Annotated in this window: 16 protein-coding genes; 12 read left to right on the plus strand and 4 right to left on the minus strand. The window is 68.8% G+C overall.

All coding sequences use genetic code 11. The features are described from left to right. Positions 1-260: 260 nt before the first annotated feature. Entirely contained in the window at positions 261-893 is a 633-nt protein-coding gene (locus ACWDUA_RS22515; protein WP_449753243.1) for an isochorismatase family protein, read from the minus strand. Between the two features lie 122 nt (positions 894-1,015). On the opposite strand from ACWDUA_RS22515, the gene ACWDUA_RS22520 reads away from it, so the two are divergent. From ACWDUA_RS22520 to ACWDUA_RS22535, 4 genes are all read left to right on the plus strand, one after another. After that, positions 1,016-1,963, plus strand: coding sequence for a GlxA family transcriptional regulator (locus tag ACWDUA_RS22520; RefSeq protein WP_449753244.1), 948 nt, complete (start codon positions 1,016-1,018; stop codon positions 1,961-1,963). Between the two features lie 109 nt (positions 1,964-2,072). Further along, positions 2,073-3,230 carry an acyl-CoA dehydrogenase family protein gene (locus tag ACWDUA_RS22525; RefSeq protein ID WP_449753245.1) on the plus strand — a complete coding sequence of 386 codons (1,158 nt, stop codon included), beginning with the start codon at positions 2,073-2,075 and terminating at the stop codon, positions 3,228-3,230. Between the two features lie 10 nt (positions 3,231-3,240). Then, positions 3,241-4,104 (plus strand): hypothetical protein, encoded by an 864-nt coding sequence (locus ACWDUA_RS22530; RefSeq protein ID WP_449753246.1) that lies wholly within the window; start codon positions 3,241-3,243, stop codon positions 4,102-4,104. Next, entirely contained in the window at positions 4,104-4,934 is an 831-nt protein-coding gene (locus ACWDUA_RS22535; RefSeq protein ID WP_449753247.1) for an HpcH/HpaI aldolase/citrate lyase family protein, read from the plus strand. Before ACWDUA_RS22530 ends, ACWDUA_RS22535 begins: the two co-directional genes overlap by 1 nt. On the opposite strand, the gene ACWDUA_RS22540 is transcribed toward ACWDUA_RS22535, so the two are convergent. Together ACWDUA_RS22540 and ACWDUA_RS22545 are read right to left on the minus strand one after the other, a co-directional pair. Further along, positions 4,921-5,685 carry an SGNH/GDSL hydrolase family protein gene (locus ACWDUA_RS22540; protein WP_449753248.1) on the minus strand — a complete coding sequence of 255 codons (765 nt, stop codon included), beginning with the start codon at positions 5,683-5,685 and terminating at the stop codon, positions 4,921-4,923. The two genes, ACWDUA_RS22535 and ACWDUA_RS22540, sit on opposite strands and share 14 nt — an antisense overlap. A gap of 140 nt (positions 5,686-5,825) precedes the next feature. Next, positions 5,826-6,560, minus strand: coding sequence for a hypothetical protein (locus ACWDUA_RS22545; RefSeq protein WP_449753249.1), 735 nt, complete (start codon positions 6,558-6,560; stop codon positions 5,826-5,828). A gap of 252 nt (positions 6,561-6,812) precedes the next feature. Between ACWDUA_RS22545 and ACWDUA_RS22550 the strand changes: the two genes are divergently transcribed. Beyond that, positions 6,813-7,382, plus strand: coding sequence for a TetR/AcrR family transcriptional regulator (locus ACWDUA_RS22550; protein ID WP_449753250.1), 570 nt, complete (start codon positions 6,813-6,815; stop codon positions 7,380-7,382). Positions 7,383-7,697: 315 nt separating this feature from the next. On the opposite strand, the gene ACWDUA_RS22555 is transcribed toward ACWDUA_RS22550, so the two are convergent. Further along, complete coding sequence (locus ACWDUA_RS22555) at positions 7,698-8,375, minus strand: GntR family transcriptional regulator (protein WP_020792741.1); 678 nt, start codon at positions 8,373-8,375, stop codon at positions 7,698-7,700. A 42-nt stretch (positions 8,376-8,417) separates the two neighbouring features. Here ACWDUA_RS22555 and ACWDUA_RS22560 point away from each other — a divergent pair, with 42 nt between their 5' ends. Genes ACWDUA_RS22560 through ACWDUA_RS22590 form a run of 7 tightly spaced genes read left to right on the plus strand, consistent with a single transcriptional unit; the run spans position 8,418 to position 13,974 of the window. Next, the gene (locus tag ACWDUA_RS22560; RefSeq protein ID WP_449753251.1) at positions 8,418-9,107 is read left to right on the plus strand and encodes a response regulator transcription factor; all 690 of its coding nucleotides are present in this window, start codon (positions 8,418-8,420) and stop codon (positions 9,105-9,107) included. Further along, the gene (locus tag ACWDUA_RS22565; RefSeq protein ID WP_449753252.1) at positions 9,104-10,498 is read left to right on the plus strand and encodes a sensor histidine kinase; all 1,395 of its coding nucleotides are present in this window, start codon (positions 9,104-9,106) and stop codon (positions 10,496-10,498) included. The genes ACWDUA_RS22560 and ACWDUA_RS22565 overlap by 4 nt, the downstream gene beginning before the upstream one ends. Positions 10,499-10,555: 57 nt before the next feature. Further along, positions 10,556-10,879, plus strand: coding sequence for a hypothetical protein (locus tag ACWDUA_RS22570; RefSeq protein WP_449753253.1), 324 nt, complete (start codon positions 10,556-10,558; stop codon positions 10,877-10,879). Further along, positions 10,876-11,847, plus strand: coding sequence for an FAD:protein FMN transferase (locus ACWDUA_RS22575; RefSeq protein ID WP_449753254.1), 972 nt, complete (start codon positions 10,876-10,878; stop codon positions 11,845-11,847). The genes ACWDUA_RS22570 and ACWDUA_RS22575 overlap by 4 nt, the downstream gene beginning before the upstream one ends. Further along, positions 11,844-12,458, plus strand: coding sequence for a hypothetical protein (locus ACWDUA_RS22580; RefSeq protein WP_449753255.1), 615 nt, complete (start codon positions 11,844-11,846; stop codon positions 12,456-12,458). Before ACWDUA_RS22575 ends, ACWDUA_RS22580 begins: the two co-directional genes overlap by 4 nt. Then, a complete protein-coding gene (locus tag ACWDUA_RS22585; RefSeq protein ID WP_449753256.1) occupies positions 12,455-13,747 on the plus strand; it encodes an NADH-ubiquinone oxidoreductase-F iron-sulfur binding region domain-containing protein in 1,293 nt (430 codons plus the stop codon). The genes ACWDUA_RS22580 and ACWDUA_RS22585 overlap by 4 nt, the downstream gene beginning before the upstream one ends. Then, the gene (locus ACWDUA_RS22590; RefSeq protein WP_449753257.1) at positions 13,744-13,974 is read left to right on the plus strand and encodes a ferredoxin; all 231 of its coding nucleotides are present in this window, start codon (positions 13,744-13,746) and stop codon (positions 13,972-13,974) included. The genes ACWDUA_RS22585 and ACWDUA_RS22590 overlap by 4 nt, the downstream gene beginning before the upstream one ends. Positions 13,975-14,000 lie beyond the last annotated feature (26 nt).

Consider the following 14,000-nt stretch of genomic DNA (forward strand, 5'->3'; position numbering starts at 1 on the left):
CCACTTCGCAGGTGGTCACGCATCCGACGTAGGCTGCGGAGATTTCGACACGGGTCCTCGCTTCGCTCGGTCCCGGCTCAATCAGCGTTCGGGGGTCCTCGCTTCGCTCGGTCCCGGCTCAATCATCGTTCGGGGGGTCCTCGCGATGCACGGTTCCGGCTCGATCAGCAGTCGGGAATCCAGGCTCGATCACGAACGAGCACAGGATCATCAAGACGTATCGGCATGTCCGAGTGCTGTGGTCGCCTGGGGCCTGCAGATTATCCCTGCGCCTGGGCTCCCGAGATCGCCGACTCGACGAGGTTGCTCTTGGAGAGGGCCACACCGGAACTCACGGCATCCAGCCACTCACCGGTGGTGGCGACCGCGGCGAAGTTCGAATGGTAGAGAACCATCAAGGTGTTGTGGAGGACCTCAGCCGAGACCTTGCCGGCATCATTGGCCAGATGGATCGCTCCGGTGGCGTCGGAGAGGATCTCCGCCGACAGCCCGCGCACCTCGGCCTCGGCTGCGGTCGCCAGGTCGCAGTTGTTGGTCATGTACCCGACCACCGTGATGGTATCTACCTCCTTATCCGAAAGCCATTCGGCCACATCGGTTCCGCCGAAGACGGTACCGAACTGTTTGGTCGCCAGCTTCCACTCGGGACGCACACGCCGCTCGATCTCCGGGTGCAGCTTCCAGCCATGCGAGCCTTCGGCGTACACGGGCGCCTCGGCAGGCAGGGTGTGCTGCAGGGCGACGATCGGCAACCCCTGTTCGGTCGCGGCGTCGACGGCACGCACGATGTTGGCCAGCGAGTCGTCGACCGGCGGGTATTGGACCTGCATGGGCGGCTGGAAGTACTCGTTCTGGACGTCGACGATCACCAGTGCTCGGCGGGGTGCGGTCATCGGAGTTCCTTTCGGCAGGGGCTCGTCTTCGGGCCCGTGTGAGCAGTCTGCGGCGGTATCGTCGTCGCCAGAAGTGGCACGAATGCCGATTTCCGATGAGATTGCGCCATGGAGGCGAACCGATGCACATCGCTATCTACGTCTTCGACGGCGTCAGCATGTTCCATGTCGCCGCACCTCAGATGGTGTTCCGTGACGCTGCCGACCTGGCGCCCGACACCGAGGAATGGCGCATCACGCTGTGGTCGACGACGCCCGGCTCGGTCGCCTTCACCGAAGGGCACGGGCTCACTGGGGTGTCGGGTCCCGAGACGATCACCGACGCCGACATCCTGATCATCCCGTCCTGGCCCGACCACTGGCCCGAACCCGACGACGAGCTCCGCTCGGTGATCTGCGCGGCCCATGCGCGTGGCGCCGTCATCGCCGGATTGTGTTTCGGTGCCGTCGCCGTCGCCGATACCGGCATCCTGTCGGATCGAAGTGCCGTAACCCATTGGTTGGCCACCGATCTCCTCGCCCGGCGCGGACGATGCGGCAGCGTCGACGACTCGGTGCTCTACATCGATCACGGGGACGTGATCACGTCGGCCGGAACCGTCTCGTCGATCGACGCGTGCCTCCACCTGATCCGTCGCCTACGCGGGACCGAACTCGCGAACCGCGTCGCCCGCCGCATGGTGGTGGCCCCGCATCGAGACGGCGGCCAGGCCCAGTACATCGAGCGACCGCTACCCACCACCCAGAACCCGACGTCGGTCAGTGCCGTGCTCGACTGGGCGCTCACCCACCTCGACGACGACCTCGGCGTCGACCGCCTGGCGGCGCGTGCCCAGATGAGCCGCCGAACGTTCCTCCGCCACTTCCGAGAGAACACCGGCACCACGCCGGCGCGCTGGGTTGTGCAACAACGTCTCGAGGCCGCGCGGTCACTCCTCGAGACCACCGACCACGACCTCCGACAGATCGCCCACACCTGCGGCTTCGCCAGTGAGGTGACGTTCCGGCAGAACTTCGTCGCACGATACGGGGTCGCGCCGTCGGCGTACCGACACCGATTCCAGCCCTGACCTGCGACGAACCGAACGCAGGTGATTTCCCTCGTCGAACTCTATAGTCTATGTTCCATAGAGACGGGCCGACCGATCGAGGCCGTCGAGGAATGCCCAGGAGGCTCCCATGCCCACACTGTCCACCGAGGAACAGGCGATCGTCGCGACTGTGCGCGACTTCGTGGACAAGCAGGTCCGTCCGGTCGTGCGCGAGCTCGAACACGCCAACACCTACCCCGAGGACCTCATCGAGACGATGAAGGAGATGGGCATCTACGGCCTGGCCATCCCCGAGCCGTACGGGTTCGCCCAGGTGTCGATGCCCTGCTACGCCCAGGTCACCGAGGAACTCGCCCGCGGCTGGATGAGCCTGGCCGGGGCGATGGGCGGCCACACCGTCGTCGCCAAGCTGATCCTCACCTTCGGTACCGAGGAGCAGAAGCAGAAATACCTGCCCCGGATGGCCACCGGCGAGCTGCGCGCCACCATGGCGCTGACCGAACCCGGCGGCGGCTCGGACCTGCAGAACATGAAGACCCACGCGCGACGCGAGGGCGACGAGTATGTGATCAACGGGTCCAAGACCTGGATCTCCAACGCACGCAGGTCCGGGCTGGTCGCATTGATGTGCAAGACCGACCCGGCTGCCGAACCCGCCCACAAGGGCGTCTCCATCCTCCTGGTCGAGAAGGTCCCCGGCTTCACCGTCTCGAAGGATCTCCCGAAACTCGGATACAAGGGCGTGGAGAGCTGCGAGCTGAACTTCGTCGACGCGCGCGTCACCGCCGACGCCGTCCTCGGCGGCACCGAGGGCAGAGGCTTCGCCCAGATGATGAAGGGCCTGGAAACCGGCCGCATCCAGGTCGCCGCCCGAGCCACCGGCGTCGCCCGCGCGGCCTTCGACGACGCGCTGCGGTACGCCCAGGAGCGGGAGAGCTTCGGTCAGCCGATCTGGCAGCACCAGGCGGTCGGCAACATGCTCGCCACCATGGGCACCAAGCTCGCGGCCGCCCGCAGCCTGCTCCTCGACGCGGCGGCACGTCTCGACTCCGGTGAGCGCTGCGACATGGAGGCCGGGATGGCCAAACTGTTCGCCTCGGAGACCGCCATGGAGATCGCTCTCGACGCCGTCCGAATCCACGGCGGCTACGGATACTCGACCGAATACGATGTGGAACGGTACTTCCGCGATGCCCCGCTGATGATCGTCGGCGAGGGCACCAATGAGATCCAGCAGAACGTGATCGCCAAACAGCTCGTCAAGCGCGGCGGGCTCGACCTCTGAGAGGACTGTCGTGACGAAGAGCGAATCGACGCTGCGCGATCACATCGCCGGCTGGAGCCCCGCACCCACGGTCGAGACCGACCGACTCGACCCGTCGCAGGCCACCCGGCTCGCATACACCCTCGATCTCGCCGACACCTTCGCCGATGGCGATGGACTGCCACTGCCGTGGCACTGGATCTACTTCTCCGAGTGGCCGTCGACCGGGGCACTCGGGGCCGACGGCCATCCCGCAGAGGGACACTTCCTGCCACCGATCCCCGACCGCCGACGGATGTTCGCGGGGTCACGGATCACCTCGACCGCACCGCTGCTGCTCGGCATCCCCACCGAGAAGCGTTCGGCGATCACGAACATCGCCGAGAAGCATGGCCGCACCGGCGACCTGCTGTTCGTCACCGTCACCACCACCTATGTCCAGGACGGCGCAGCGCTGCTCACCGAGGAGCAGGATCTGGTGTACCGCAGCGACTCCGGGCACTCGACGACGTTCACCCGGCCGACGACCCAACTCACCGCGGCCACCGCGCCGTGGACCGACGAGCCCGCCCCGACACCGCCGGCCCTGTTCCGCTATTCGGCACTGACCTCCAACTCCCACCGCATCCACTACGACCTCCCGTATGCGACCGGGGTGGAGGGCTATCCCGACCTCGTCGTCCACGGCCCGCTGCTGGCCACCTATCTGGCCGAGCTGGCCCGTTTCAACAACGGCGGGACATCGTTACGCACCTTCACATTTCGACTTCAACGGCCACTGTTCGCCGGCGACCGGTTCCGCGTCGAGGGCACCCCGGGTGACGACGGCACCGTCACATTGCAGGTGATCACGGGCGACGGCACGGTGCACGTCTCCGGAAAGGGAGAGTTCTGATGACCACAACGGCTGCGCCCACCGCGCAGATCCTTTCCACCGCAAGGACATTCCTGTTCGTTCCGGGTAACCGGCCGGAACGGTTCGACAAGGCCGCCACTGCCGGTGCCGACGTGGTGATCATCGACCTCGAGGACGCCGTCTCCCCCGAGGACAAGCCGGCCGCCCGTGAGCACATCGCCGAGTGGTTCGGCGCAGGCAATTCCGCGGCGATCCGGATCAACGCCGCCGGAACCCCGTGGCATGACGACGATGTCGCTCTCGCGCAACGACTCTCGGCGCCGGTGGTGCTGGCCAAGGCCCAGTTCCCCGACGAGGTGGCCGCGGTGACCACCGCCACCGGCGCACCGGTGATCCCGCTGGTCGAGACCGCACGCGGTATCCTCACCACCCCGGCGCTGGCCGACCTCGACGGTGTGGTGCGAATCGCCTTCGGCGCCATCGACTTCGCGGTTCAGGTGGGGGCCGATCCGGAAGACCGCGAGGCCTTGCTGTTCGCGCGGTCGACGTTGGCGACGGCATCGGCGGCGGCCGGGATCGGTGCGCCGATCGACGGGGTCACCACCGCCCTGCGCGATACCGACAAGCTCGTCGACGACGTGACCTATGCCGCCCGGATCGGGCTGACCGGCAAGCTGTGCATCCATCCCGCACAGGTCGCCACCGTCCACACCTGCCTGGCCCCCTCCGAAGAGGAGATCACCTGGGCGCGTTCGATTCTGGAGGCTGCATCGTCGGACTCGTCGGCGGTGGCGGTCGACGGGCACATGGTGGATCCGCCGGTCGTCGCGCGTGCCGAGCGCATCATCGCCGCGATCACGCCGGCGTAGCCGGACCGATCACCGCCCAATCGTCGTGCTTGGGGTCGACCAGATCACCCGACGACCGGCCCCGCACATGCCGGATCACCCACGGCAACAGATGGTCACGCCCAAAGGTGACGGCATCCCACGGCGTCGACGGCGACCCCGCGGGCGGTGACGGCACCTCGGGCGTCGCGTCGACCAGCGCGGTGAGCACCTCGGCCGCGGCACGACGGTGGCCCACGGGATTGAGGTGAATGCGATCCGACGACCAGAAGCCCGGGTGGCGTAACGCCATGGTGTGAAACAGATCCACGAACTCCACGCCATGTGCGGTGGCCAGGCCGGCCAACATCGCGGTGAGCTCGGCTCCCCGGGCACCGATGGCCGATCCGAAGGGCAACCGTCCCGAGGGGTCCGGGCCACTGAGCAGTATCAACCGCACACCGGAGGCGGCACAGGCGAGGATCGCCTCCTCGGTCCGGTCGCGCAGCAGACTCACGTCACAGTGCGGGCGGAGCATGTCGTTTCCGCCGCCGTTGAGGGTGACGAGCGTCGGCGGTGGGTCGAGGGCCAGCACGGCCGCCAGCTGGTCGTCGACGATGGGTGCCAGCAGTCGCCCGCGAACCGCGACGTTGGCGTAGCCGATCGCCTCACCCCGCGCGGTGGCCAGTCCCTCCGCGACCAGGTCGGCCCACCCGCGCATCGTGCCGTTCGGCCGCCGGTCGCCGACACCCTCGGTGAAGCTGTCGCCCACCGCCGCGAACCGAAACGACACCGTGGTCTCCGCCGGCGATGAGGTGCCCGTCAGCGGTTCTGATCGCCCGTCCATCAGTCCTTCTCCGGAGTCCGTGGTGGCAGATGGGGTTGCGAGGTCGGGATCGAATCCCCCGCATCCCATGGTCTGGTCTCCCACGATCAGGCCGCCCCGGAGGCGACCGCGGCCTCGAACCAGTTGGCGAACTCGCAAGCCAGGTGCCACCGGTGACCGCGGACCACGATGCCGGGCACGGTCAACGGGAACTCGACCAGCAGCCGGGCGTGGACACCGTCGGAGGTGTCTCGGAACTGGTGTCGGACACCGCCGATGGGTGTGCCGTCCGATCCCCGGGCGACACCGTCGAGCCGGTACGGGAACTGCAGATCGATCGGTGTGGTGAGCGAGGAGACATCGTCGTAGTCGATGTCGAACAACGCCGCGAACGGACTGCCACCGTTCGTCTCGAGCACTTGCTGCGTTCCGTTGTGCATCCGCAGCACGAAGTGGTCCGGGCAGGCCCGGAGCAGCGCCGCCTCGTCGGAGGCGACCGTGATCCCGGTGAACCACTCGGTGAAGTGCCGCGCCGAACCGCCCGGCACGAACAGATCCGTCACGCTCTTGCGCCGACGACCCGAGAGCTTCGCCATTCGCGCCATCGCGCCCGCGATGGTGGTGTCCCGCCCGAGGCGGCGCAGCAGTTCGTCGTTGCCGAGGTCCTGCTTGACTCGCAACCACGCTTCGCGCCGGTCGCCGATCGGAGCCGGGGCCGGCGCCGGAGCGCCGATCTTCTTCGCCGCTGCGTCGATACGCATGTCTTCCCAGGCGAGAACATCGGCACGAGGAAACACCTCGCGGCCGATCTTGGCGACGATCGCCAACTCCGTCACTGACATAACGCCACCTAACGCTAGATAGACTGTCGTTAGCGAACGGTAGCCGTCACGCCGAGACTCGTCAACGGCGAGGGCACGACGTGAACGGTGCACTGCCCTGGGATGCTGGTGTATGTGTCGGAGCCGAATACGTCGCCGTCTGCCGAATCGCCGTCTGCCGAATCGCCGTCTGCCGAATCGGCGTCTCCCGAATCGCAGTCTCCCGAATCGCAGTCTCCCGGTCGGCGACGACCCGGCGGCAGGTCCGCGCGCGTGCAGGATGCCGTCGCCGCGGCCGCGTTGGAGCAGTTGCTCGAGCGCGGACTCCCGGGCCTGACCATCCGCGGTGTCGCCCAGGCCGCGGGTGTCGCGGAGACGACCGTCTACCGCCGATGGCCGACCACCAATCACCTTGCGGCAGCGGCACTGGTCAAGCTCGCCGAACGAGACAACCCATTGCCCGACACCGGAACTCTCGAGACCGATCTCGAGGCGTTCCTCCGGCAGATCGTCGCATTGCTCAGCCGCCGCGAGGTACTCCGGGTGGTCCGGGGTGCGGCCGCGATGGACGACGACGACAGCTCGGTGATCGCGGCCAAGGCCGCCTTCTTCCCTCGACGATTCACCAACGCCACCCCGCTCGTCGACCGGGCGATCGCACGGGGCGAGCTCCCCGCCGGCACCGATGCCTTCCGCCTGATCGAGACGCTCGTCGCCCCCGCGTATCTGCGCGCGCTTCTCGTGGATCGCCCCCTCGACGAGGAGTTCATCGACACGTCGGTGCGGTTCGCGATCGCCGGAGCACTGGCCGACCCGAGGACGAGACACCCGCGCGACGATTGATCTACCGGCAGCTCACCCTCATGTCGGACGTCGGCGCGTTCCCGGCGCAGCCTCACCGAGGTTTCGACACGCGTCCTCGCGATGCTCGGTCGCGGCTCAACCACCAAGCCGAAGAGTTGCGCCACACAATGATCGAGCCGACGACCAGCCCAGTCACAACCTCACCGGGATTCGACACGCATCCACGCGACGCTCGGTCGCGACTCAACCACCAAGCCAAAGAGTTGCGCCACACAATGATCGAGCCGACGACCAGCCCAGTCACAACGTCCGCCACCGGCCTCCCCACCCGGCCACCTCGGACCGGGCTGGCGGCTATTCCCCGCGCCGATGCTCGGCGAGGAGCTGTCCGGCCTTACGGACGTGGTCGGTCATCGAGCTGCGGGCGGCATCGGGATCACGAAGACGCAGACTGTCGAGGATGGCGCGGTGGTCGTGCGCCGACGCGTCCGGCCAGCCCTGCACCGACGCGAAGAACCGGCGCGGCGCATATCCCAGCGAGGACTTGATCATCCACGACAGTTTGGGAGATCCGGCCGCACGGTAGATGGTGCGGTGGAACTCGTGGTTGAGCCGTTCCACCTCGTCGCCGTCGACCGCGGCGGCCGCGGTCTCGAGTTCCTCCTGTAGCTGTTCGAGTCGCGCCAGATCGTCGGCGGACAGTCGCGGTGTGGCACGTGCGGTGAGTTCGCCGGCGAGCAGTGCCTGCCCGGCGAAAACATCCTCGATGTCGTCGCCGCTCAGCGGGGCCACCACGAATCCGCGCCGGGGTTCCACACGCAGCAGTCCCTCACTCTGCAAGGAGAGCAGACCTTCGCGAGACGGCGTCGCCGACACCCCCAGTTCTTCGGCCACGTTCTCCGGCCGGATGAACTCACCCGGCTGCAGCTGCCCGGACACGATCAGCTCACGCACGTACTCCGACACCTCGTCGGACAGCCGCGGACGTCGTCGGACGCTGCGCGACGCCGGTGCCCCTGACCTGCGGACCATAGTCTATAGAGTAGAGCATCCCGGTGGGGTTACTGTCGCTTCATGGTCCAGGTGTTGCTCGTAGAAGACGATGCTGCCATCCGGCACGCCCTCACCCGAGGCCTCGCCGACCACGGGCACGCGGTGACCCCAGTCGCATCGGGCGTCGAGGCCATCACCGCCCTCGACGCCCGCAGACACGAAGTGGTGATCCTCGACCTCGGCCTGCCCGACATGGATGGCGCCAACATCCTCGCGGTGACTCGGCAGATCCACGACGTACCGGTGATCGTCGCGACCGCACGCGACGACGAACGCGACATCATCCGACTCCTCGACGCCGGTGCCGACGACTACCTCGTCAAACCGTTCTCGGCAGCGCAGATGGACGCGCGGATCCGGGCGGTACTCCGCAGGTCCGCACCGTCGACACCCGACAACGTCCTCGTCGTCGGGGGCCTGTGCCTCGACCCGGTCGCACACGTCGTCACCCTCGACGACCGTCCGATCGAACTGAGCCGCAAGGAATTCGATCTCTTGCAGATACTCATGCAACACCCGGGAGAGGTGATCTCCAAGAGCCGGCTGCTCGCCGAGGTCTGGCAACAGCCCTGGGGTGGTGCCGACCGCACCGTCGACGTCCACCTGTCCTGGCTGCGACGCAAGCTCGGTGAGACCGCGGCGAGTCCGCGCTATCTCGCGAGTGTGCGGGGTGTCGGTGTCAAACTCGTCGACCCCGGGAGTGGCCGGTGAGCCTTCGTGCCCGAATCCTCCTGTTGGCCATCGGCATCGCCGTACTGATCATCGTGCTGGCAGGTGTTCCGATAGCGGTGCTGCTGCGAGCGGACTCCTACAACCACACCGAGCAGACCACCCGGGACGCCGCGCAGAGCACCGCCGACTACCTCAGCACCGGTGGATATGCGGATGACACGGTGGTGACGCAGTACCTCGACCGCCGCAACGAGCGCTCCGACGAACGGGTCACGGTGGTGATGCCCGACGGCGATGTGCTCGGCGCGCAGTTGCCCTCGGACGCGACAGCCGCGCCCCGGGGTTCGACGGCACCGGGTTCGGCGTCCCCGTCGACCTCGCCTCGTGATCCCGCCGAAGAACACGCGGAAGGCCACGGTGAGCACGACCGCGACCCCCGATACTCGGGACTCGACGTGGTCTCCACCGCTGCCACATCGCGCCTGCCCGACGGCGATGTGCTCGCATCCGCCACGGTCGGCGGGCCGGGCGGGCAGATCCACGTCTACGCCCTCACGCCCGCCCACATCCTCCGCGAGGAGGTCCTGCGGCGCTATCTGCTGGTCATCGGTGTCGCGGCCGGCCTGCTCCTGATCGCGGGGGCCGCAGCCGAGATCACCTCCCGACGGCTGGTCCGCCCGCTGCAGCGGACCGCCGAGACGGCCGAACGACTGAGCCGGGGCGACCTGACGGCCCGCGCCCCGGCGACCGGCCCCGCCGACGTCGCCCGTGTCGCCGTGGAACTCAATTCCCTCGCCGACCGGATCGACGAGTTGCTGCTGGCCGAACGTGAGAACGTCGCCGACCTGTCCCATCGACTCCGGAGCCCGCTGACCGCGGTCCGCCTGTCCGTCGAGGCACTGCCGCCCGGCGAGATCACCTCCGAGCTCGAAGACCACGTCGCGAATCTGGAACGCACCCTCACGCAGGTGATCCATGCCGCCCGTCGTCCCCAGCGGGAGGGGCTGCATCCCCGGTCCGATGCCGTCGCCGTGGCCGCCGACCGGGCCGGGTTCTGGGCGCCCCTCGCCGAGGATCAGGGGCGTCGCCTCGACATCGATCTGCCCCCCGGCGAGGTGCCGGTCCGCGCCGCGCGGGCGGATCTGGCCGCAGCGCTCGACGCATTGATCGAGAACGTCCTGGCCCACACTCCCGAGGGAACCGACCTCGCGGTCCGGGTGGCGCAGCGCGACGGCGACGTGACGATCGACGTCCTCGATCGTGGTCCGGGCATCGCCGCAGATGCCCTCACCCGTGGCCGCAGCGACCGCGGATCGAGTGGCCTGGGCCTCGACATCGCCCGGTCGGTGGCGCAGAACACCGGCGGCGCGCTGGAGCTCATCACCGATGCGGCGTCGGGGATGCGGGGCGTGCGAATGTCGCTTTCTTGACGTGGATTTGACGGTCCGACAAGGCATTCCTGACGTGGATGCGCGCACCGTGGTGACATGCAGCTGCGCCCGCCAGATCCCACACAGCACAACCCGGCCGACGATCGACGGGACCGCATCCGGTCCCGCAACCGCATCTTCTCCTTCTCCGCCGCCGGGGTGAGTCTTGCGGCCGCGGCCGGTTTCGCTGTCGCGGCAGCCCATACCGGCAGCGGATCTGTCGGCACACCGGTCACCGGCACGTCCACGGTGACGCAGTCGCAGACCTCCGACCAGGGGTCGACCGGGCAGACGACCGATGACATCCCAGAGAATCCGGGCACGGGTGCGCTGACCCCGTATCAAGGTGGCCCGATGCACGGATCGAGTCACGCGTCATGACCGCCGCCGGGGACCCCGAACGATGGACGGCGTGGTCGTGCACGGTCGAGCTGACCGTCGACTGTCGCGAACCCGCCCGGCGCGCCGACCTCACCCGCGATGCCGTCGTCGAGATCCGTGAACTCATGAGCCGGGTCGCAGCTGCGGTCAACCGATTCGACCCGGACTCCGAGATCAGCCGGCTGAACTCCGCGTGTGGAGCGCCGACAATTCTCTCCCCCTTGGCTTTTCAACTCCTCCAGGTGGCCCTCGACGCCGCCTCGGCGACCCGTGGCGCGGTGGATCCGACGGTCGGGGGCGACCTGATCCGGGCGGGCTATGACGACGACATCACCGTCGTCCGGCATCGCCGGGAACCCGGAGACCGCACCATCTCTCGTCCCCCCGGTGGTCACCCGGGACGCGCGGACTGGCGATCGGTACGCCTGGACGGCGACCGCCGGATCGTCACGCTCCCACCGGGCGTGACGGTGGATCTGGGCGCGACGGCGAAGGCCTGGACCGCCGATGCCGCCGCACGCCGCGCGCATGCCCGCACCGGCCGCCCGGTGCTGGTGTCGATCGGAGGTGACCTCTCGACCGCCGGCGCACGACCGGCACCCTGGGGAATCGAGGTCGCCGAGCGGAAGGGCGACGACCCCACCCGTATCGGCCTGACCCACGGCGGCCTCGCGACATCGTCTGTGCTCGACCGGTCGTGGACCGATGCCGCCGGGACCGCCCGGCATCACATCATCGACCCGTCCACCGGAACGCCCGCGGACGGCCGGTGGCGGTCGGCATCGGTGTGGGCGCCGACCGCACTGGGCGCCAACATCGCGAGCACCTGGGTGCTGGTCGACGCGGCGAGTGCGGTGGTCGACCTGCTGACCACAGGCAAGCCGGCGCGCCTCGTCGGGACCGACGGCCGCGTGACACGGCTGGGCGCCTGGCCGGACGACCCCGAGGTGATCGAGGCTGCCGCATGACACTCTGGTACCTGATCCGCGCACTGGGATTCGTCGCGCTCGTCGCACTCACCGGGAGCATCTGTCTGGGCGTTCTGGCGGGGGTCGTCACCCCGTCCCGGCACCGCGCAGACCCGGGGGCGGCCGAACGCCGGATCACCCGGCAGCTCCACCACCGCACGCTGGCCGTGATCGGGCTCCTCGCGCTCCTCATGCACATCGCGCTGATCCTCGTCGACTCCGCGGTCGACGTCCCACCGGCGGCGGCACTCCTCCCGTTCGGATCGGGCTACCGCCCGGTGGCCGTGGCGTTCGGGGTCGTCGCACTGTACGGTTTCACCCTTGCTGCCGTATCCGGTTTCACGAGAAGGTTTTTCGCGTCGTCGGCCGGAGCGGTCCGGAGCTGGCGGACGGTTCACGCCATCGCCTACCTCGCATGGGCCGCCGCGATCTATCACGGATTCAGCGCCGGCACCGACACCCACACCTGGTGGGCCCTCTCGATCCACGGCCTGTGCACCGGTTCCGTCGGCATGTCACTTCTCTTGCGGGGCATCATGATTCGTCATCCTCTCCGGAGCCCGACCCCGACCCCGGCAACGACCACCACCCGACAGGAGATACTGCGATGACGGCGACCTCGAACTCGGTGACCGCCGCGAGTCACCGGCCCATGGAATCCACGGTGCAGGTGGCACACCTGGGAGCCGACCGGCTGTTCGCCGGGACGACTGCCGGCCGGGTCGGCCATTCCCGCCACCGTGCGCTCACCGGTGCGGCACCCCATCGGGACCGCACCTGGCTGATCGACGCCGCCCACCGGGTCGGCCTGCGTGGACGCGGAGGTGCCGGGTTCCCGGTCGCCGACAAGCTCGCCGCGGTGGCACCGGGCAGGCGCACCCACGTGCTGGTCAACGGCAGCGAGAGCGACCCCACCAGCAGCAAGGACAAGGCGCTGCTGTGCCTGGCCCCCCATCACGTGGTGGACGGTGCGCTGCTCGTCGCGGCCGCCCTGCAGACGGATCGGATCACGATCGTGGTCCCCGACCCGGTCGCCGCGGACTCGCTGACCGCCGCATGCGACGAACGCCGTGATGCCGCTCGGTGCCGGATCGTCACCCGCACGGGCCACAGCGTGGTGTCCGGTGAGGTGCACGCCCTGATCGAGGCCCTCGACGGACGACCGGCGGTGCCCACCGGGCGCCGCGTCTCGGCGTCGCGCCGCGGGATCGGGAAGGCACCGACCTTCGCGTCCAATGTCGAGACATTCGCCCAGCTCGGACTGCTCGCCGGCCTCGGCGTCGACCGGTTCGCGGAGTTGGGCTTCGGACCCGAACGCGGGACCATGCTGATGACCACCGGTGGCGCGGTCCCGTTCCGGGCGGTCGCCGAGGTGCCGGTGGGAACACGCCTGTCCCGATTGACCGGGCCGACCCGGGAGCCGGTTCTGCTCGGCGGATATCACGGCGCGTGGACGACCGAATTCGACATACCGCTCGATCACCGATTCCTGCACGACCGACATCTGGGGCGTGGCGTCGGCAGCGTGGTCGTGCTGCCCACCGAGACCTGCGCACTCGGCGAGATCGCCCGTGTCGTGCAGTGGTCGGCGCGCCGCTCCGCGGGCCAGTGTGGCCCCTGCGTGTTCGGCCTCGACGCCCTCGCCGCGGACATGACCGCACTCGCGCGCGGGGAACGTCGCGACCCCGACGCCATCCGACGCCGTCTGGGGATGATGGCCGGTCGCGGGAGCTGCAACCACCCCGACGGTGTGGCCCGCTTCGCGGCATCGGCGTTGACGCGGTTCGGCCACGAGGTCGATGCGCACCTCCGTGGCGGCTGTGGCCGGCCGATCCTGGGAGTCCTGCCGATTCCCGACGACCCCGACGACCCCGACGACCCGATCGGGGCCCGGCGATGACCCGGCGTGACCCTCGCACCACACACCGACTCGTCGTCGACTGGACCCGCTGCGACGGCCACGGATTGTGCGCCGTGCTGGTGCCCGAACACATCCGGCTCGACGAGTGGGGATTCCCGGTCGTCGACGGTGACCCCGTTCGGCCCGCAGAGCGTCGTCACGCCCATCGCGCCGTGGCGGCGTGTCCGGCGTTGGCGTTGCGGCTGGGCGAGGCCGGCCGACGCTGACTCCCGGTGCACGCCGGCTCGGGCCG

The organism is Gordonia sp. NPDC003376 (assembly GCF_053589235.1).